Here is a 19,223-nt window from a genome sequence, read left to right as displayed (position 1 = left end):
CCAAGACGTTGCATCACACTAGGGCGAAACTGTTCAACCACGATATCAAATTCTGAAATACGAGATTTAATCAATTCAATACTGGCAGGATCTTTCAAGTCTAGTGCAATCGATTGTTTGTTACGGTTGAGATAGCTATGCGATGTGGCTTGACCATTGGCATAAGGCGGCATAATTCGAACCAGATCGGGACGGGTTGGTGATTCGATATGAATCACTTCTGCCCCCATATCCGCCAGATACATCGTGGCAAAAGGCCCCGGTAACAATGTTGAAAAATCCAGTATTTTCAGTCCGTTTAATGCCGTTGTCATGGTTGTTTTCATCCTAAAACTATTGTCTTTTTAGTCATCTTAGGGATATAAAAGAATCAAAACAATGTCATGTTCAGCCATTTACCTTGATCATTTCGGCAATTTAACATGTAAAAAGTGATTTGCTGTTGTTGTAAATCGCCAATTGAACATTTTTTAGAGTCATTTAGGTCAATCAAAAGTGAACATAAAAGAGACTGAAGGATTTAACATGAGTCGCGATACCATTAGTATCCATTTCGTGAATGCGGCTTTGACTGGTGTTAAACGCCTAGGCATGGATGTCGAAACCCTGCTTTCGCATGTGGGAATTGAAGCAGAATTATTACGTCAACCCAAAGCGCGTATTTCGCCAGAACAGTATACTCGTTTTATCAAAATGCTCTGGATGGTCACTCAGGATGAGCATGTTGGCTTTGATGTTCAACCACGCCGTTTAGGCACTTTTGCCATTATGTGTCAGTTGATTATTCATGCAAAGACATTAGGCGAAGCGCTCGATTTATCTTCTCAATTTTATAAACTTTTTGGTGACGAGTGGTCGGTCACTTTAGAGCGCGATAAACATGAAGCGCGTCTGGTACCGATGATTCCTAAAAGTCTGGATCCTGATCATTTTATTACCGAAAGTATGCTGATGATTTGGCATGGTTTGGCTTCGTGGTTGATTGAACGTCGTTTGCCACTTGAACGGGTTCATTTTGGTTATCCTCGTCCTGCACATGCCGATGAATACGATGCATTATTTTTTGCCCCTGTCATGCAATTTGACATGCCACGCACCGAAATTACGTTTGCGGCAGATTATCTGGATTTACCGATTCGCCAAAATGAGAAAACACTAGAAGAATTTTTAAAAGCTGCACCTGCACAGCTTTTGGTCAAATTTAAAAATACCAATTCTCTGACTTCACGCATCCGTGATGTCCTTAAAAGTCAGATTGGTGAAGAAATGCCAACGCTCAATGATGTGGCATCTATGCTTTATCTTTCTCCGCAAACACTGCGCCGCCGTCTGGCTGCGGAAGGTAAAAGTTATCAAGGTGTCAAAGATGCTTTGCGTCGAGATGCCGCCATTCACTTGTTGCTAAATCCAGATTTGACCCTTGAAGATGTTGCGCAACAGGTTGGATTTAGTGAAACCAGCACCTTCCACCGTGCCTTTAAAAAATGGACTGGGGTTACGCCAGGTTTATATCGTCAATTACACGGTTATCATTAATGTTTAAGTTTGTAGTTTGTAGATAGACAGTCTAAAGATTAGGCTGTCTATTAGCGAAAAGCCACTGCTCTATTCCTTTTGGATAGACAGGATATTGTTCTGAAACAAGCTGCTGTAGCGTCATCCATTGCGCAATGTAAGTTGAACCATCGGATTCATAGCCGTTTATTTTAGTCTGGCTATATAATGTGGGATCAACAAATTCTGCTTCATACACAAAAACAACTTCGTGCCCTTGCTGACCATCCAAACTAAATAAATTTTCCAATACGCCTAGAAGTTTTGGATGGGTAATTTGTTGATTAATTTCTTCAAGTACCTCTCTTTCTATTGCTTGTAAGGAGGTTTCTCCAAATTCAATACCACCGCCTATCGGTCTTAGATAATGCTCATTTTTGCTGGGATCATACCCAAAAGAAAGCAAAGATTTATTCTCATATCGGAAAATACACAGGGCTTTTGCTTTAATACTAGTCATTACATTACCCCTAGCCGATTTAAGAATTCTTTTGTCTGCTGAGGCGAAGTGAGTCGAATAAATTGGATATGTTGATAATCAGGGTTTTTCATTAAGTTTAAATATTTTTTTCGATTTTTAGGATAGGATTTGATTAACCAAACAAAAATTGATTGTTTAGACAGAATCAATTTTAAATTTTCCCGATTATTTGAATGTTTCCACAATGGTTTTTGATTCACTAAACCTTTTAATGTTCGTCGAGTAAGACGATACAGATTCACCCAAAATGGATAATCCAGCCAAATTACCATATCTGCTTGTTGCATAATCATTGGAATGGTGCGTGTATAAAGGCCATCTAATACCCATCCTGTATCAGCATTCTCGGTTGCTATTTTCAGCTTTAAAAACAAAGCCTCATTTGAAGATTCCTGCCAGTCATCCAACCAAAGTAAATCATCCAATTCGATATAAACAAGATTTAATTGCTTAGAAAGTTGTTTGGCGAGTGTGCTTTTCCCTGACCCTGTTGTGCCAATAATATTAATAAATTTCATATAAATAGATTGTTTTTTATGGCTGCATAGTTTACTCATCAAGCGATGCTTGATCAAGTTTCTATATCAGACAAAGCATTGGCAAAAATCATCATCCACCAGATGACCTTATCGTCATTGTGTTGGGTCTAAAATCCATTACACTCAAAAGCATAAAAATATTTAAGGTTATAAAAGGAAGAATGATGAGCGAGGCTTATATCATCGATGCCATCCGCACGCCACGCGGGAAAGGAAAAAAAGATGGCTCACTCTACGAAGTCAAACCCATTACTTTGGTCACGACCTTGCTTCATGAGCTACAACAGCGTCATCAATTTGATACCTCAAAAGTTGATGATATTGTTTTGGGCTGCGTGACCCCTATAGGCGATCAGGGCGGTGATATTGCAAAAACCGCAGCAATTGCCGCAGGCTGGAATGATGATGTGGCTGGCGTTCAGATTAATCGTTTTTGCGCCTCAGGCTTAGAAGCAGTAAATTTAGCCGCTCAAAAAGTGCGTTCAGGCTGGGAAGATTTGGTCGTTGCAGGTGGTGTGGAATCCATGTCACGCATCCCGATGGGATCTGATGGCGGTCCATGGGCGCTTGATCCTGAAACCAATTTAAAATCCTCTTTTGTACCGCAAGGTGTTGGTGCTGACCTGATTGCGACTTTAGATGGTTATAGCCGTGCAGATGTGGATGCATTTGCAGTCGGTTCACAACAAAAAGCGGCGGCGGCTCAAGCCAATGGTTACTTTGATCAATCAGTTGTCCCTGTCAAAGATCATTCAGGTGTCATGATTTTAGAAAAAGATGAATTTATTAGAGGTTCTACCACGGTTGAAGGCTTAGCAAAACTTAATGCCAGCTTTGAAATGATGGGACAAATGGGTTTCGATGCAGTTGCTTTACAGAAATATCCAGAGGCTCAAAAAATTAATCACGTTCACCATGCAGGCAATTCATCAGGGATTGTTGATGGTGCTGCTGTGGTGTTATTGGCTTCTGAAAAAGCAGTCAAAGAACAAAGCTTAAAACCACGTGCCAAAGTGCTTGCAACAGCATTGGTCGGTACAGACCCAACCATCATGCTCACAGGTCCTGCGCCTGCTGCACGTAAAGCATTGGAAAAAGCAGACTTAACCATTGATGACATCGACCTATTTGAAGTCAATGAGGCTTTTGCTGCCGTAGTAATGCGTTTTATCAATGAACTGAACGTTCCAGCCGAGAAAGTCAATGTGAATGGTGGTGCGATTGCGATGGGTCATCCATTGGGTGCAACAGGTGCCATGATTTTAGGTACATTGCTAGATGAGTTGGAGCGTCAGGGCAAGAAACGTGGTCTGGCAACCTTATGTGTCGGCGGTGGGATGGGGATTGCCACCATCATTGAGTTGGTATAAAAACTGGCTGGATTGATCTTGCCACGTTGGAAACACTTTCAAAAATGATCATTTACACATCGTAAACTGCGCTTTTTTCAAATATTTCCGCCTCGCAAGCTCTGCTTCGCCAGCGTTTTAAAAAAATAAATTTAGGACAAAGATGTATGAGCGCAATTCAATACGAAAAAAACGCTGACAATATTGTAATTCTTACCCTTGATTCATCGGGTCAATCTGCGAATACCATGAATGCAGAATTTCGTGATTCACTAGATGAAGTCAGCCAAAAGCTCAAAGCTGAAACTGATCTCAAAGGTGTTATTTTCCGTTCTGCCAAAAAAACCTTCTTTGCAGGCGGTGATTTGGACGAACTGATTCAGGTTCAACCTGAACATGCCACTGAGTTTTTCAAGATGGTTGATAAACTTAAAGGTGACCTACGCACGATTGAGACATTAGGCGTTCCTGTTGTAGCTGCGCTGAATGGTACTGCATTAGGCGGTGGTTGGGAAATTGCTTTAGGTTGCCATTACCGCATTGCAATCAACGACCCTAAAACCAAGTTTGGTTTACCTGAAGTCACTTTAGGTCTACTACCAGGTGGTGGTGGTATCGTGCGTATGGTCCGTCTGCTCGGTTTACAAAATGCATTTCCATTCTTAATGGAAGGTAAGCAATTTGGCGTGGATAAGGCAAAATCGCTTGGTTTGGTGCATGACACCGCTGAGAATGAACAAGAGCTTTTAGATAAAGCCATTGCATGGATCAAAGCCAATCCAAAGTCACAACAACCATTCGATGTCAAAGGCTACAAGATTCCTGGTGGCAGTCCAAGTACTCCCGCGGTGGCTCAGGTATTGGCGATTGCTCCTGCGATGCTACGTGATAAAACCAAAGGCTGTTACCCTGCGCCTGAAGCCATTATGGCGGCAGCAGTAGAAGGCGCACAGGTGGATGTGGATACCGCTTTGCGTATCGAATCACGTTATTTCACCCAACTCGCCATCGGTCAGATTTCCAAGAATATGATTGGTACATTCTGGCATGGTCTCAATGCAATCAAGTCTGGTGCAAGCCGTCCTGCTGAAGTTGCAAAATGGCAAGCAACCAAAGTGGGTGTTTTAGGTGCAGGCATGATGGGTGCAGGTATTGCCTATTCAACAGCAATCAAGGGCATTCCTGTTGTCCTTAAAGATGTATCCATGGAAAATGCTGAAAAAGGCAAAGCTTATTCGCAAAAGTTACTCGATAAACGTGTTTCACAAGGCCGCATGACCGCTGAAAAACGTGATCAAATCCTGTCTTTAATTACCGCAACGGCCGATGCAACTGATCTGCAAGGCTGTGATCTAATCATTGAAGCGGTATTTGAAAATCAAGAACTCAAAGCGAAGGTGACTCAAGAAGCTGAACAGTATTTAGCTGATGGCGGTATTTTTGCATCCAATACCTCAACTTTGCCAATCACAGGTTTAGCAACAGCCAGTAAAGATGCCAAAAACTTCATTGGATTACATTTTTTTAGTCCAGTCGATAAAATGCAATTGGTCGAAATCATTAAAGGTAAACAAACCTCTGCTGAAACACTGGCTAAAGCTTACGACTTTGTGCAACAAATTGCCAAGACGCCAATCGTGGTGAATGACAGTCGTGGTTTCTTTACCAGTCGTGTGTTTGGTACGTTCGTTCAGGAAGGTATGCGTTTACTTGCTGAAGGTGTCCATCCAGCTAAGATTGAAATGGCAGCATTGAAAGCAGGTATGCCCGTTGGCCCATTGGCGATTCAAGATGAAGTCTCTTTGACCTTGTCTGAACATGTTGCCAGTGAAACACGCAAAGCATTACAAGCAGAAGGTAAATATCTGCCAAAAACCCATGTGGATGAGGTGGTACATACCATGATTCATGAACTCAACCGTAAAGGTAAAGCGGCAGGTGCAGGTTTTTATGACTATCCTGAAAATAGCAAAAAACATTTATGGGATGGACTCAGCCGCTGGACAAAAGAGAATGATATTTCGGAACAGGAGATGATTGATCGCTTCTTATTTGTTCAAGCATTGGATACTTTGCGCTGTTATGAAGAAGGCGTCTTAGAATCTGTTGTTGATGCCAATGTCGGTTCAATTTTTGGCATTGGTTTTGCCCCGTGGACAGGTGGCGCGATTCAATTCCTCAATCAAAACGGAGTTGAAAAGTCACTACAACGTGCTGAACAACTCGCTGCAAAATATGGAGAACGCTTCACTCCTCCGCAATTATTGAGAGACCAAGCACAAAAGAGGGACATCATTCGCTAAACATACGCATGCTCATCACAACGCACACCAAATTTAAATCTGGTGTGCGTTTTTATATCATTGTATTGAATAGACTTTATATTTAAATTCTCTCTTTTTTTCAATTTTATGCTATAACAACCACTTATTTTTCTTTGTTTATTTTGACGGTTGGACTCATTTATGAGTAAATCATCTTCTGGCAATGATGCTGAATCAACAGCTTTAGGTTGGAAATTTATTATCATTGTGGCGGCGATTACCACGATATTTTTCACTTTTTTATACTTGGCCATGTCCAGCGAACCTGACTATATGCCCAATCAGGAAGCGAAAAAAGGTCATTACCAACTCAAAACGACATCGCAACCCGCATCTGAAAATCAGCAAAATGATGAAGCGCCAACTCAACAGTCCACGCCTACGGATGCACATTCGCAACATCAAGCGCAACATTAACACTGGAAAATATCATGTCAGCAATACAACGTCAGGCACTTATCGTTGAAGGCGGTGGTATGCGCGGTGCTTTTACTGCGGGCGTACTCGATGCCTTTTTAGAACAGCAATTTAATCCGTTTGATCTGTATGTCGGTGTGTCTTCGGGTTCTACCAATCTTGCCAATTATCTGGCAGGTCAAAAAGGTCGTACACTTAATTTTTATATTGATCATTCTTTACGTCCAGAATTTATCAGTTATAAACGCTTCTTGAAAGGCGGTGATTTACTTGATTTAGAATGGATGTGGCAAGTTGGCGAAACTGAACACCCGCTTGATCAACAAAAATTATTTGCACAAAATCCTGATTTTTATATGGTATTGACTCATGCGCTCAGTGGTCGTGCAGAATATTTACGAGCAGGTCAAGACAATCTACTGGATGCTTTACGTGCATCGAGCACTATTCCTGTATTGACTCGTCATCCTGTCCAAATTATGGGTGAGCCTTATTTTGACGGCGGTGTCGCAGATGCCTTACCTGTACAGTGGGCAGCGCAACAAGCTGATGTGAGCAAGCTGATGGTGATTCGCACACGTCCGCAGCATTATTTTAAAGCCAGTAGTAAAGGCGATCAATTTTTAGCAAAATATATCGTCAGGAATAATCAAGGCTTTGCATTGAGTCTAAAAGAACGCTGCCATCGTTATAATGATTCTGTCAATTTTCTGCGTCAGCCCCTTTCAACTCAGCAACCACAACACATTCTTGAAGTTTGCATTCCCGATAAAAAAGGATTGGCAAATCGTCTTTGTAAAGATCGCAACAAGTTGCAATATACCTATCAAGTCGGTCTGGAAACAGGATTTGCGGCGATTGAGCAATGGAAAACCCTGCCCTAAACAGTTAAAAGATCAGGTTTCTGCCTGATCTTTCCAAAACACTAGACGATTTGAAAAGGGATCACGAATCGATAATTCTAAATTTCCCCACGGCACGGTTTCGATCTGTGGTTTGGCAAATCGGGCATTTTGATCTAAGAGTTGTTGAACAAATTGTTCTAATTCCACTAAATGCAACCGTACCAATGCACCTGGGCTACAATCCCCATAATGTTCCGTTAAATGTAAGCAATATTGATCTTTAGAAATTTGCATATAAAGCGGAAAGTTCTCTTCAAACTGATGCGTCCAATCTAGTTGGAAACCCAAAAAATCAAGATAAAAAACTTTGGCCTTTTCCACATCAAAAATGCGTAACACAGGAATGATATTTTGGTTTTGATTCATTTTTTTCTCAATTTAGTTTGTATTTTGAAGTGTTTCTTTATCTTTGGATTTACGTTGCTGTAAATACCGTAATCTTTTGGCGACAARSCCTACCGCCTATTCAAAAACATTTAAACTTTAGACTTCTTTCGTAAATTCCCTTTATTTCTCCCTATGGGAGAAAAACAAACAGGGTTTAAGCAATGATGAAAGAAGTCTTTTTAACACCTCAACGACAGTTCTCATAGTCATTGAAAACGACTGGTTTTTAGGTTCTTATCAAATCTTATTTTGCACGAAATGCTACCAAAACCTGAATGTTAAGGGTTAATCATCTAAAGATAAAAACATTTCAATATGAGGAATACCACAATCATCATAAATATCACCGCGTTGACAAAAACCTAATCGCGCATAAAAACCCGTTGCATATACCTGTGCAGAGAGCTTTAAATCAGGCAAGTTTTGCTGTTTGGCATAATCAATGATGGCTTGCATCAGCTTATATCCAATATTAAAGCCCCGATAAGCCTTTAGAACGGCCACTCGCCCAATACTCCGATCTTCTAACAACCGCGCTGTCGCGATCGGTTGAGCTTCATGATACACGACGAAATGCTGCGAGATTGCATCATGAGCGTCCCATTCTTCCGCCTCGGGAATGTGTTGTTCTTCAACAAACACCAAGGTCCGAATCAGTTTGGCATCAGGTTGCAAGCTATTCCAATCACCTATTTGAATATCTAGTTGCAGATCCAGCGTAGTTTTATCCATCATTTAACATTTACATCCTACATTCTCAATTGCGATCTGGTCATTTAAGAGCAATTCCAGTGTTTGTTTTTCAATCCCATACATCTGTTTTAATGCCTGAATCTGCCCCAGAATTTGTGCATCAGGTTGATCGATATCTTTACGCTTTGTGGCCAAAATCATTTTATTTTTACTGGTATGCTCCAGTGATACAAATTCAAAAACCTTAACTTCATAACCATAGGCTTTGAGCAATAAGGCACGTAAAGTATCGGTCAGCATTTCAGCTTGTTGCCCTGCATGAATACCAAACTGTAACATCGGTTTTAACACTGATGGACTGTGCAACTGTGGTCTTAATTCTTTATGACAACACGGCGCGCACATGATCATCGAAGCATTTAAACGAATGCCTGTATGAATCGCAAAATCTGTTGCAATATCACAGGCATGTAAAGCAATCATGACATCAAGCTGCTCGGTCTGATAAGTTCTGACATCCCCTTCAAAAAAATCAAGATGATGAAAACCTGCTTTGGTTGCAACATCCTCACAAAACTCGACCAGATTAGAACGTAACTCAACGCCTGTGACGACAGGCTGAGTCGCTGTTTGCTGCTGTAAATAATCATACAAGGCAAAGGTCAGATAGCCCTTGCCTGAACCAAAATCGACAATATTAATCTGATCTTTTTTTATCTCAATTTGCTCGTAAGCATGTGAAAAAATTTCAATAAATTTATTAATCTGTTTCCATTTACGCGCCATCGCAGGAATAATTTTTCCATTGGCCTCTGTAATTCCTAAATACTGTAAAAATGGACTGGCCTGATCAACATAGCGTTCTTTTTCACGATTATGTTGCTGAGTCGGTTTCGAATGCTCCAGACTCGGTTTCGTATGTTGTTGAATATTCAGTAGTGCTTTTTTCTTATTTTTTTTCAATTGAGCTTCAACATTGTGCGCAAACAAATTGGCTTGCTTGCATAAATGTACAAGTTCTTGAATGACCCCAGATGATTCAGCTAAATCATAATTCTTAGTCACGTCTTTAGTTTTATAATGATACAGCGCACTTAATTTCGTTTGTTGCTGTAACTCAACCATTCGGAATGTAATTTTCTCAAGCTCTGTCTCTGTACCTTGATATTGACTCAAAATCAGTCGTTCAAACTGCTGACTTTGAATCATTTGTTGTATCAATTCTAGGAACTGCTGCTCTTGAGGAGAATGAGTTACCAAAGCGGACATAGTAAAAACCTTATTTATTTGCCGCTCTAGTTTAAAACGTCTTACTTTAAAAACAAAATTGAATTACTATACACTTGTACTTTTAATAAAATGATCTAAAAATGTCTCAGTTTCCTGTACTTGATTATGATCCTCTGGAGGAACAGCTCAATGCATGGAGCCATACGGCTGGTGCTGTACTGGCAATCATGGCTTCGTTTTTTTTATTGATCAAGGCACATGACCTCAGCACAGGTCAATGGGTGGGTTTATGGGCGTATTGTTTCAGCCTAATTTTAGTCTTTAGTAGTTCTGCGCTGTATCATTTTGCCAAAACCAAAGAAAAACGACATTGGTATAAAAAACTGGATCATACCGCGATTTATTATCTCATCGCAGGGACATACACCCCTTTTTTAAGTATTGCTATTCCAACGGCCAAAGCACACTATCTCTTGATTGCACTCTGGGTGATCGCCTTCATTGGGACACTTTTCAAATTAATTTTCATTCATCGGTTTCAAAAAATTTCCCTGATTGCCTATTTGCTGATGGGTTGGACAGCTGTGTTACTTATTGATGATATGCAAAGATATTTGAGTAAAGACGCACTGATTTTTTTAGTGACTGGCGGGTTAGCTTATACGATCGGAGCATTGTTTTATGCGCTAAAAAAGGTAAGATATACCCATGCAATCTGGCATATTTTTGTATTGATGGGCGCGGGATTACAATTCCTTTCGATCTATTGGTACGTCATCTAGTCTATTTTGAATACTATGTTCAGCGACCCTGATTGGTATTGAATATTTAGATTCGATTTCTTTCATCAGTCCTTTTTTATTCTCCTTGAGGGAGAAAAATAAAGAGCATTTAACTAAATAGTTATATAGTTATGAAAGAAATCTACTACTCGTTATTTTTTTAAGAAATTACGCCTTTTTTAAAAAGATTACGCTTTTAAAAACAAATTTTTTTATTTTTACGAAGTGTAAGGTTCCTTTATGGCGTCATCCTCTACCTCTGCAACCACAGCACCTGCTGTTGCCAGTAACTCAAAATTCCGTGTCTTAACTGCGAGTCTCGTTGGAACAACGATCGAGTTTTTTGACTTTTATATTTATGCCACAGCGGCAGTCCTGATTTTTCCACATCTGTTTTTCCCTGCAAGTAGTGGCAGTGCTGCCATGCTACAGTCTTTAGCTACTTTTGCGATTGCCTTTATTGCGCGCCCGATTGGTGCTGCACTCTTTGGACATTTAGGTGATCGTATTGGCCGCAAAGCAACTCTTGTTGCTGCCTTACTGACAATGGGAATTTCAACCGTGTGTATCGGCTTATTACCTACTTACGCTCAAATTGGCATTGTTGCGCCATTATTGCTTGCATTATGTCGTTTGGGTCAGGGCTTAGGATTAGGCGGTGAATGGAGTGGCGCTGTACTTCTCGCAACTGAAAATGCGCCAGAAGGTAAACGTGCATGGTATGGCATGTTCCCGCAACTCGGTGCACCGATTGGTTTTATTTTAGCGGCGGGTTCATTTTTAACGCTTGGCGCATTAATGCCAGATGAAGCATTTATGCAGTGGGGATGGCGTATTCCATTTATTGCCAGTGCAATCCTCGTGTTAGTTGGCCTATATATCCGTTTAAAATTGCATGAAACTCCTGCTTTTCAGAAAGTATTAGATAAGCAGAAAGAAGTGAATATTCCATTTACCGAAGTGGTCACCAAGCACACCAAACAACTGGTACTGGGAACGATTGGTGCGGTATGTACCTTTGTTGTGTTCTATTTAACTACTGTATTTGCTTTGAACTGGGGAACCACCCATCTTGGTTATGCACGTGGACAATTTCTGGAAATGCAATTATTCGCGACTTTATGTTTTGCCGCATTTATTCCCCTTTCCGCTATTTTTGCTGAAAAATTTGGTCGCAAAGCAACATCGATTGGGGTTTGTATCGCCGCTGCTATTTTTGGTTTGTTCTTTTCTGATCTGCTTGCATCAGGCAATACTTTGGTGGTGTTCCTGTTTTTGTGTATTGGTTTGTCGATTATGGGACTCACTTATGGTCCAATTGGAACTGTACTTTCAGAACTATTTCCAACGTCAGTGCGTTATACAGGTTCAGCGTTGACTTTTAACCTTGCAGGTATTTTAGGCGCATCTTTTGCACCCTTGATTGCCACCAAGTTAGCTGAAACTTATGGTTTACAAGCAGTCGGTTATTATTTGACAGCAGCGTCTATTTTATCATTGATTGCGTTTTTGCTGATCCGTGAAACTAAAAACGAAGATGTGAATAATCAGATTTAAACCAATTTGATGAAAAAACCAGCGCTTGCTGGTTTTTTTAATTTAACGCATTGAAGAAAAATTTCTTAAATCAATTCAATAATATCAATCGTGGGTGGCACCCGAAATCGAAAAGGCACACCGACCATGCCTGTACCTACAGTGACAAAAACATCCGCATGCTCATGTTCATAAAAACCCTTTTTATGTCCTAAAATTGAGACTTTTTTCATGATGTAATTGGTAATCCACGGCAATTCAACTTGCCCTCCGTGCGTATGTCCAGAGAGCATTAAAGGGCGTGAAGGAAGTTCGGGCACCATATCGACCGTATCTGGGTTATGCGATAAAATCAGCCACGGCTTATCTTGCGGTAATTCTGGCATAAACCGCATATCGGTTTTACCCGCCCATAAGTCCCCGATTCCGATCAGACGGAACTCATCAAACTCAACAATTTTTCCTTCAATATCGATCACATCATTGACATCTAAAGCATGTTTCAGCAATTCCTGAATCGGCGGGCCGGGATATTGTTCATCATGATTACCGGGTACAGAATAAACAGGAGCTTGTATCTGGCGTAATACTTGTAATTCTTCAACGAGTTTATGTTCTGGCTCGTAGGTCCAATCCCCAGCCACCACCACAATATCGGGTTGTGCCTGATTCAGCTTTTCGACAATAATGCGTAATTGACGCTCATGACCAGAATATAAACCGACATGTAGATCTGCAATCAAAGCCACTTTGACCGATTTTGCAAAAGGTTGATTCGGATTTAAACGGTACTGATGCTGACGAACATGTACCAAATGCGGCTCGATAAAACGTGCATAAATCAGAAAAACACTTAATAAAAAAATGAAAACACTCTGATGCAATGAAAAGTAACCAGACCATCCCGCATAAAGCGTAAAAATAACCAGAGGAAACAGTAAATAAGATAAATAAAACACCAGCAAATGCACAAAGGCTTTAAAAGGGTGAATGGTTTCGGTACAGGCCTGACTACGCCAAGCTTGTGAAACCGCCCAAATTGCGAGAACAACAAAAATCAGATAGAAATAAAAAATAATCGAATTAAAATCCCACATAGCTATTCTCAAATGATCTTAAATAGCATCTTAAACACTGAAAGACTCATCAGGATGAGTGATTTTGTTTCAGTTATTTATCTTTGGCTAATCAAGAATTATACTCTAGGCCACATTATTGATGCATACACTATGGCAAAAACATTCCGCTTAACTACACAATACCCTAATTTTACTGCAAAAAAGCAAATAAGTAGGCACTTTTTGCTTGGCGTCAGTTGTATGCTGGTATTGAGTTTAAGCGGATGCAATACGCTGCCCAAACCTGGTCATGAGATCATCCAGTTAGCAAGCCAAGTCGATACATCACACACCACGCTTGCCAAAGTCGTAGAACCTCTACGTCAGCAAAATCAAGGGCTGACAGGTTATCACCTGCTTTATGATCCACTTGAAGCGCTTACAGCACGTCTAAAGTTGATTGATAAAGCCGAAAAAAGTCTGGATCTACAATACTATATCTGGGACAACGACCGCGTTGGCGCTTTAGCCTTACATGCCATTATTCGGGCTGCGGATCGTGGCGTCAAAGTACGTTTATTGATAGATGATAACAATGCCAAACAAATGGAAGCGGTTTTACTGGCATTGTCACAGCATCAAAATATAGAAGTCAAACTGTTTAATCCCTATCGCTTCCGTAAGTTTCGTGCCATCGATATGGTACTCGACTTAAAGCGCATTAATCGTCGCATGCATAATAAAAGCTTTATCGCCGATGATCAGATTGCGCTGATTGGGGGGCGCAACATGACCAATCAATACTATAACAGCAGTGATAATTATCAATTTTCCGATGTCGATGTCATGTTGGTTGGCTCGGCTGTAGATGATATTGTTCATTCTTTTGATGATTACTGGAATGATAAATATGCCTACTCTGTGATTAATATCGTCAATGCTAAAACGCATTATTTACGCTATCCAGAACTAAAACGTCAGCTTGATGAACATTACGAACTGGCAAATGTACAAAACTATCTGAACTTGGCTGCACGATCACATGCCTTTGACCAATGGTTTAATAGTAATATCCAGTTTGATTGGGTTCAGGCGAAAGTGGTTAAAGACTCACCTGATAAAATTCGTGGCAAAGCCAAAAAGGAACAGCATTTAAACTTTCAACTGATTAAAAATCTGCAAAAACCAGAAGAAAATGTTGATTTAGTTTCTGCCTATTTCGTACCTGAAAAACAGGGCGCCAAACATTTAAGTGAATTGGCACAAAATGGCGTACAGGTTCGGGTATTAACCAATTCTTTTAAAGCCAATGACGTTTCGATCGTACATGCCTTTTATGGCAAATATCGTAAGGAACTATTGGAAAATGGCGTCCAGCTTTATGAGTTTTTGCCCACGCTGGATGAAGAGGAGTTGAATAAAGATACTCGCGAATTAGCCAAAGAAGCTAAAATTAGTCTAAAAGGTCTGAGCAATTCAAGCCTACATGCCAAAATGATGACACTCGATCAAAAACAAGTGTTTATCGGTTCTTTTAATTTTGATCCGCGTTCAGCCTATTTAAATACCGAAATCGGCGTCATTTTAAATAGTCCGAGTTTAGCGAAAAGTATTCACCAAACCATGGATCAACAATTGACTCATTATGCGTATAAACTGGTGCTGGATGCCAATCATAATATCAATTGGTATCGCCAAATGCCGAATAGCACTAAAATTTATAAAAAAGAACCTCGTATGAAATGGTGGCAACGAGCAGGCGTCAAAATGTTATCATGGCTTCCAATTGAAGGATTTATGTGATGTTAAATCACTTATAAACCCTCCAAGTTTGCACTGCTTGATCAATGATTTAACACTTTCGCATGCAGCTCTTTTAAACCTTGTCCCATTTTTTGCTGAACTTCGGCGGTTAAACTGCTCACCGTATGACCTTGTACCTCAATTTCAGGCAAAGTTAGTAAATGCGCGGTGACTTTCGGCATTTCCAAAACTTGTTGTACATGTTCTGCAAAAGTCATTTCGCCAATAAATGGTGCCACCGTATCTAACTCACCTTGTTGATTCACATAACAAATCAAACAGACTTGTACTGGACGCTGTGCTTCTATTGCAGCTCCCAAAATACGACCATGCACTCGTTTAATACTTTTTCCATCTGTCGTTGTGGCTTCTGGAAAGAATAAAACGGGAATGTCTTTCCTTAAAAAATCTGCGATTTGTTCACGAATCCGAATCGAATCGCCTGAACCGCGTTTAATGAATAAGGTGCCACCGCCCTTCGCGAGCTGCCCGAGGACTGGCCATTTTTCAATTTCAGCTTTCGCCAAAAAGAAGACTCTCGCACCAGAGCCTAATACTGCAACATCCAGCCAAGAAATATGATTACTCACCCACAATGATGGATTCCGTGGAATTGTGCCGTGTACTTCAACCTCAATATTAAAAACTTTGCACAATTGACGACAAAAGTACTGAACATAACGGGTATTCTTTGGATTATTTGGATTTTTATAGAGTCGATGACGATAGACTAAATAAAAGCCTTCACCAATCACTCCCAGACCTGTGGCCAATTTTTTACTATATAAAAAAACTTTTTCTACTGGAGTTAAGTTCTTTGAAGTCGCTGATTTCGTTTGAGCCATAAAAATATCATTTTTGTTTAAATTGCAATTTCGCCCTATTTTATACTGAACTTGATGGGCTTGTATTGATGATAAAAACCGAACATGAACATTTAAAAATTCAATTTTTATTTATTATTGCGATTGATTATTATTTAACTATCGAAATTAAAGATCAAAGGAGCCATGTTATGCATACTACTCCCGTGAAACAACATCAATATTCTACAGGTTCAATGACCACCATGTTACGTCAGATTCTGGGTTGGTCAGTTTTATATGCAGGGGCCATGATTCTCACTGCCCAAGCATTTAACAGTTTAATCTAGTCCTTTTGGCTATAAAACTAGATTCAAATGCCTGCTCGGGTTATCTTAGCAGGACATTTTAGTTAAACGAATTTGGTGATCTGTGGAAGACGGTTTGGGACAAGTACAACAAAGGGAACGCGTCATTCTGGTCAGTGTAGCTGTCAATATGCTTGATGATCTGGATGTTGAAGAGTTTCGTCTACTTGCCCAATCCGCAGGCGCGACAATACTTGAACATCTGACTGTTCAGCGCAATAAGCCCGATCCCAAGTTTTTTGTTGGCTCAGGTAAAGCTGAAGAAATTGCTCAACTCGTAGAAAGTTTAGAGGCTGAACTCGTGATCTTTGATCATTCACTTTCTCCTGCACAAGAGCGCAATCTGGAAAAAATCATGAAGTGTCGCGTCATTGACCGCACAGGATTAATTCTGGATATCTTTGCACAACGTGCCCGCACACATGAAGGTAAATTACAAGTCGAACTGGCACAACTGAAATACTTATCGACACGTTTGATTCGTGGCTGGGCAGCAGGCTTTGAGCAACAAAAAGGCGGAATTGGACTCAAAGGTCCAGGTGAAACACAACTCGAAACTGATCGCCGCTTGATCAAAGTGCGTATTAGTCAATTAAAAGATAAACTGGTCAAAGTCCAACACACCCGTATGCAGGGTCGTGCAGCAAGACAAAAAGCGGCCATTCCGACGGTATCTTTGGTCGGTTATACCAACGCGGGCAAATCAACCCTGTTCAACATCTTAGCCAATAGTGATGTTTATGCTGCCGACCAGTTGTTTGCCACGCTTGATCCAACATTGCGGCGTTTAGACTGGGATGGTATTGGCACCGTTGTCCTTGCCGATACGGTCGGTTTCGTTCGTGACCTGCAACACGACTTGGTAGAGTCATTTAAAGCCACCTTGGAAGAAACCCTTGAAGCGACACTTTTACTGCATGTGATTGATAGTCATAGCCCTGATATGCATGAACAAATTGAAGCGGTAGAAGGTGTACTCAAAGAAATTAGCGCAGATGCACCCGTTTTGAGGGTATATAACAAAATTGATTTAAGTGGTGATGAACCCAAAATTATATATGCTGAACCGCATTTACCTGATCGAGTTTATGTATCTGCACATTCAGGACAAGGATTAGACCTCCTCAAACAAGCCGTACAAGAATGCTTAATGGGGCAATTACAAAATTTTGAACTCATCCTAAAACCTGCGTATGGCAAATTGCGGACTCAACTTTATGCACTAAATGTCATCCAAAGCGAACATTATGATGATGAGGGAAATCTACATTTAAAGGTTTCGATTGCTCCACATAAACTTGAGCAACTGATTCGACAAGCGCATTTACCACTTCAAGATATTCTGGGTGAAAATGCCAATCTATTCAAACGACCACTCGAAGAATTTGAAATCAAATCCTAGATCGGTTAAAACGTGAATATTCAAATGATAAATAGATGAGCAACATGGACAGGTTAAAACAAATCGACTGGTTGGCATGGCTGGCCACCATTGCGCTAATTATTGTATTTCGAGAGGGCGCTGTGCTGATTATGGGCGCATTTCATCATCCCGAATTAGGCAACTTGGTCGGACTAATTAGCCTTTTGATTGTATTGTTTATCTGGCGGAAATTTAAAAAGGTTCCAAATCGTCTGGTCGATACCAACAATAAAATCATGAAAGAAAGTGGATTTGCTTTTTTACCCATTTGTGCAGGTTCATTGATGATGCTAGTACATATGGGCAAAGAAATTCCCTTGTTCTTATTGGTACTGGTCATCAGCACCCTGATTCCACTCTGGATTTACGCCAAAATGGCAAAACGTTGGCTTTAGGGAGATAAGACATGTTAACCGTTATTTATGGTTTTTTAATCACGCTGGTGGCTTATCTCTGTGCTAAACCCTTGAACAAACGTTTACCTCAAGTACCACTTTTGGTGTTTGGTATGTGTATTGTCGTCGCTATTTTGGCTGTTATCGGTATGCCCTATGAGCAATACATGAGCCATGTGAATAATTTATTTAGTCATTTATTGGGCTATGTCACGGTCGCGCTTGCGATTCCATTAGCAGCTATGCGCTACGATGATCTACCGCTTAAATCCATGATTGGTATTCTAATTTTTGCCAGCACCAGCGCAGTTGCTCTACCGATGGGACTTGCATACTTACTTCACATGTCCGAACCCATCATTTTAGCTTTTGCCACACGTGCGGTTACCACTCCAATTGCTTTAAATATCGCGACCTTATTACATGCTCCATTGACTCTAGTGACATTAATTGTGATTTTATCAGGGGTGATTGGTGCGGCATTTTCTCCGCTTATTTTGCGTCATATTAATGATGAACGCGCATCGGGTCTGGCTTTGGGTTTAGCTGCACATGCCATTGGAACTGCGCAAGCATGGCAACGGGGTGCGGTAGCTGGTCGTTATGCAGCGTTTGGCATGGCCATTAATGGTGTATTCACAGCAATCTGGTTGCCAACTTTTATACTTTTTCTGCAAAATCTGTGACTTGTCAAACAAAAATAGGCATTGAATAGCAGCCAAATTCCACCTAAGATTGGAGTAGTTGTCATTTATGACATAAAAAGTTATCTGGTTACGCAAAAAAGGAATTTAAAAGATGCGAAAGCTAAAATTAGCAGCAGCGGTATTATTGTCGGGGTTGAGCAGTCTGGTTTTTGCACAAGACATTTCTGGTATCTGGCAAAATATTGATGATAAAACAGGTTCATCCAAAGCCCTGATTGAAATTCGCAAAGACTCAAATGGGGCTTATATTGGTAAAATTATTAAGGTTACACCGCGTCCGGGTTATACGCCTAAAGAAACTTGCGTCAACTGCCCACCGCCCTATACCAATAAACCAATTTTAGGTCTGGATGTTTTAACTGGCCTTCAGCACGATAAAGATTTAGATTATAAAGGCGGTAAAATCATTGATCCTTTAAGTGGCAAGATTTACAGCATGAAAGCCAAATTAAGCCCAAATGGCAAACGC

Annotated in this window: 21 protein-coding genes; 13 read left to right on the top strand and 8 right to left on the bottom strand. The window is 40.6% G+C overall.

Annotation, left to right across the window (positions count from 1 at the left end; translation table 11 throughout):
* Positions 1-314: CoA transferase (locus JR005_RS14710; RefSeq protein WP_228731660.1), on the bottom strand; the 314-nt coding region annotated here is incomplete at its 3' end.
* A gap of 211 nt (positions 315-525) precedes the next feature.
* Here JR005_RS14710 and JR005_RS07425 point away from each other — a divergent pair.
* A complete protein-coding gene (locus tag JR005_RS07425; RefSeq protein WP_004992456.1) occupies positions 526-1,536 on the top strand; it encodes an AraC family transcriptional regulator in 1,011 nt (336 codons plus the stop codon).
* Between the two features lie 31 nt (positions 1,537-1,567).
* On the opposite strand, the gene JR005_RS07420 is transcribed toward JR005_RS07425, so the two are convergent.
* Together JR005_RS07420 and JR005_RS07415 are read right to left on the bottom strand one after the other, a co-directional pair.
* Positions 1,568-2,014, bottom strand: a complete 447-nt coding sequence (locus JR005_RS07420; protein WP_004994981.1) for an NUDIX hydrolase — start codon at positions 2,012-2,014, stop codon at positions 1,568-1,570.
* Positions 2,014-2,592, bottom strand: coding sequence for an AAA family ATPase (locus tag JR005_RS07415; RefSeq protein WP_119686342.1), 579 nt, complete (start codon positions 2,590-2,592; stop codon positions 2,014-2,016). The genes JR005_RS07420 and JR005_RS07415 overlap by 1 nt, the downstream gene beginning before the upstream one ends.
* 146 nt (positions 2,593-2,738) lie before the next feature.
* On the opposite strand from JR005_RS07415, the gene JR005_RS07410 reads away from it, so the two are divergent.
* From JR005_RS07410 to JR005_RS07395, 4 genes are all read left to right on the top strand, one after another.
* The gene (locus JR005_RS07410; protein WP_004994985.1) at positions 2,739-3,944 is read left to right on the top strand and encodes an acetyl-CoA C-acetyltransferase; all 1,206 of its coding nucleotides are present in this window, start codon (positions 2,739-2,741) and stop codon (positions 3,942-3,944) included.
* Between the two features lie 146 nt (positions 3,945-4,090).
* On the top strand, positions 4,091-6,226 hold the full coding sequence (locus JR005_RS07405; protein WP_004994990.1) for a 3-hydroxyacyl-CoA dehydrogenase NAD-binding domain-containing protein: 2,136 nt from the start codon (positions 4,091-4,093) through the stop codon (positions 6,224-6,226).
* Positions 6,227-6,388: 162 nt separating this feature from the next.
* Complete coding sequence (locus tag JR005_RS07400; protein WP_004994998.1) at positions 6,389-6,664, top strand: hypothetical protein; 276 nt, start codon at positions 6,389-6,391, stop codon at positions 6,662-6,664.
* 14 nt (positions 6,665-6,678) lie between these two features.
* Positions 6,679-7,548 (top strand): patatin-like phospholipase family protein, encoded by an 870-nt coding sequence (locus tag JR005_RS07395; RefSeq protein ID WP_004995000.1) that lies wholly within the window; start codon positions 6,679-6,681, stop codon positions 7,546-7,548.
* Positions 7,549-7,560: 12 nt separating this feature from the next.
* Here the strand turns inward: JR005_RS07395 and JR005_RS07390 are convergent, their stop codons facing one another.
* The 3 genes from JR005_RS07390 to JR005_RS07380 form a co-directional block, all read right to left on the bottom strand.
* On the bottom strand, positions 7,561-7,935 hold the full coding sequence (locus JR005_RS07390) for a glyoxalase superfamily protein (RefSeq protein ID WP_004995003.1): 375 nt from the start codon (positions 7,933-7,935) through the stop codon (positions 7,561-7,563).
* 306 nt (positions 7,936-8,241) lie between these two features.
* Entirely contained in the window at positions 8,242-8,691 is a 450-nt protein-coding gene (locus JR005_RS07385; RefSeq protein WP_004995004.1) for a GNAT family N-acetyltransferase, read from the bottom strand.
* The gene (locus JR005_RS07380; protein WP_218664810.1) at positions 8,692-9,918 is read right to left on the bottom strand and encodes a class I SAM-dependent methyltransferase; all 1,227 of its coding nucleotides are present in this window, start codon (positions 9,916-9,918) and stop codon (positions 8,692-8,694) included.
* A gap of 101 nt (positions 9,919-10,019) precedes the next feature.
* On the opposite strand from JR005_RS07380, the gene trhA reads away from it, so the two are divergent.
* Both trhA and JR005_RS07370 read left to right on the top strand, forming a co-directional pair.
* Complete coding sequence (trhA, locus tag JR005_RS07375) at positions 10,020-10,661, top strand: PAQR family membrane homeostasis protein TrhA (protein ID WP_004995007.1); 642 nt, start codon at positions 10,020-10,022, stop codon at positions 10,659-10,661.
* A 240-nt stretch (positions 10,662-10,901) separates the two neighbouring features.
* Entirely contained in the window at positions 10,902-12,218 is a 1,317-nt protein-coding gene (locus JR005_RS07370; RefSeq protein ID WP_004992432.1) for an MFS transporter, read from the top strand.
* A 65-nt stretch (positions 12,219-12,283) separates the two neighbouring features.
* On the opposite strand, the gene JR005_RS07365 is transcribed toward JR005_RS07370, so the two are convergent.
* Positions 12,284-13,294, bottom strand: a complete 1,011-nt coding sequence (locus tag JR005_RS07365; protein WP_004995009.1) for a metallophosphoesterase — start codon at positions 13,292-13,294, stop codon at positions 12,284-12,286.
* Between the two features lie 222 nt (positions 13,295-13,516).
* Here JR005_RS07365 and JR005_RS07360 point away from each other — a divergent pair, with 222 nt between their 5' ends.
* Complete coding sequence (locus JR005_RS07360) at positions 13,517-15,058, top strand: phospholipase D family protein (protein WP_227613809.1); 1,542 nt, start codon at positions 13,517-13,519, stop codon at positions 15,056-15,058.
* 41 nt (positions 15,059-15,099) lie between these two features.
* Here the strand turns inward: JR005_RS07360 and JR005_RS07355 are convergent, their stop codons facing one another.
* Positions 15,100-15,903, bottom strand: coding sequence for a lysophospholipid acyltransferase family protein (locus JR005_RS07355; protein ID WP_151825535.1), 804 nt, complete (start codon positions 15,901-15,903; stop codon positions 15,100-15,102).
* Positions 15,904-16,073: 170 nt separating this feature from the next.
* Here JR005_RS07355 and JR005_RS14705 point away from each other — a divergent pair, with 170 nt between their 5' ends.
* The 5 genes from JR005_RS14705 to JR005_RS07330 form a co-directional block, all read left to right on the top strand.
* Positions 16,074-16,211, top strand: coding sequence for a hypothetical protein (locus JR005_RS14705; protein WP_227546612.1), 138 nt, complete (start codon positions 16,074-16,076; stop codon positions 16,209-16,211).
* Between the two features lie 94 nt (positions 16,212-16,305).
* The gene (gene hflX, locus JR005_RS07345) at positions 16,306-17,631 is read left to right on the top strand and encodes a ribosome rescue GTPase HflX (protein WP_004995015.1); all 1,326 of its coding nucleotides are present in this window, start codon (positions 16,306-16,308) and stop codon (positions 17,629-17,631) included.
* Positions 17,632-17,675: 44 nt separating this feature from the next.
* Positions 17,676-18,047: a hypothetical protein gene (locus JR005_RS07340; protein ID WP_004992414.1), complete on the top strand. Its 372-nt coding sequence runs from the start codon at positions 17,676-17,678 to the stop codon at positions 18,045-18,047.
* A gap of 11 nt (positions 18,048-18,058) precedes the next feature.
* Positions 18,059-18,733 carry an LrgB family protein gene (locus JR005_RS07335; protein ID WP_004995018.1) on the top strand — a complete coding sequence of 225 codons (675 nt, stop codon included), beginning with the start codon at positions 18,059-18,061 and terminating at the stop codon, positions 18,731-18,733.
* Between the two features lie 112 nt (positions 18,734-18,845).
* A partial coding sequence (locus JR005_RS07330; protein WP_228731659.1) for a DUF2147 domain-containing protein occupies positions 18,846-19,223 on the top strand: 378 nt, incomplete at its 3' end.

The organism is Acinetobacter sp. Colony158 (assembly GCF_019264745.1).
Classification (GTDB): domain Bacteria; phylum Pseudomonadota; class Gammaproteobacteria; order Pseudomonadales; family Moraxellaceae; genus Acinetobacter; species Acinetobacter ursingii.
The sequence above is the reverse complement of the archived record's forward strand: the minus strand, read 5'-3'. Positions and strand labels throughout refer to the sequence as shown.

Coding starts and splice junctions, on each gene's coding strand:
- JR005_RS07365 (WP_004995009.1), bottom strand. CDS start 13,294: ATGTGGGATTTTAATTCGATTATTTTTTATTTCTATCTGATTTTTGTT.
- JR005_RS07400 (WP_004994998.1), top strand. CDS start 6,389: ATGAGTAAATCATCTTCTGGCAATGATGCTGAATCAACAGCTTTAGGT.
- JR005_RS07390 (WP_004995003.1), bottom strand. CDS start 7,935: ATGAATCAAAACCAAAATATCATTCCTGTGTTACGCATTTTTGATGTG.
- JR005_RS07420 (WP_004994981.1), bottom strand. CDS start 2,014: ATGACTAGTATTAAAGCAAAAGCCCTGTGTATTTTCCGATATGAGAAT.
- JR005_RS07360 (WP_227613809.1), top strand. CDS start 13,517: ATGCTGGTATTGAGTTTAAGCGGATGCAATACGCTGCCCAAACCTGGT.
- JR005_RS07395 (WP_004995000.1), top strand. CDS start 6,679: ATGTCAGCAATACAACGTCAGGCACTTATCGTTGAAGGCGGTGGTATG.
- JR005_RS07380 (WP_218664810.1), bottom strand. CDS start 9,918: ATGTCCGCTTTGGTAACTCATTCTCCTCAAGAGCAGCAGTTCCTAGAA.
- JR005_RS07425 (WP_004992456.1), top strand. CDS start 526: ATGAGTCGCGATACCATTAGTATCCATTTCGTGAATGCGGCTTTGACT.
- JR005_RS07415 (WP_119686342.1), bottom strand. CDS start 2,592: ATGAGTAAACTATGCAGCCATAAAAAACAATCTATTTATATGAAATTT.
- JR005_RS07385 (WP_004995004.1), bottom strand. CDS start 8,691: ATGATGGATAAAACTACGCTGGATCTGCAACTAGATATTCAAATAGGT.
- JR005_RS07335 (WP_004995018.1), top strand. CDS start 18,059: ATGTTAACCGTTATTTATGGTTTTTTAATCACGCTGGTGGCTTATCTC.
- JR005_RS07340 (WP_004992414.1), top strand. CDS start 17,676: ATGGACAGGTTAAAACAAATCGACTGGTTGGCATGGCTGGCCACCATT.
- JR005_RS07405 (WP_004994990.1), top strand. CDS start 4,091: ATGAGCGCAATTCAATACGAAAAAAACGCTGACAATATTGTAATTCTT.
- JR005_RS07370 (WP_004992432.1), top strand. CDS start 10,902: ATGGCGTCATCCTCTACCTCTGCAACCACAGCACCTGCTGTTGCCAGT.
- trhA (WP_004995007.1), top strand. CDS start 10,020: ATGTCTCAGTTTCCTGTACTTGATTATGATCCTCTGGAGGAACAGCTC.
- JR005_RS07355 (WP_151825535.1), bottom strand. CDS start 15,903: ATGGCTCAAACGAAATCAGCGACTTCAAAGAACTTAACTCCAGTAGAA.
- JR005_RS07410 (WP_004994985.1), top strand. CDS start 2,739: ATGAGCGAGGCTTATATCATCGATGCCATCCGCACGCCACGCGGGAAA.
- JR005_RS14705 (WP_227546612.1), top strand. CDS start 16,074: ATGCATACTACTCCCGTGAAACAACATCAATATTCTACAGGTTCAATG.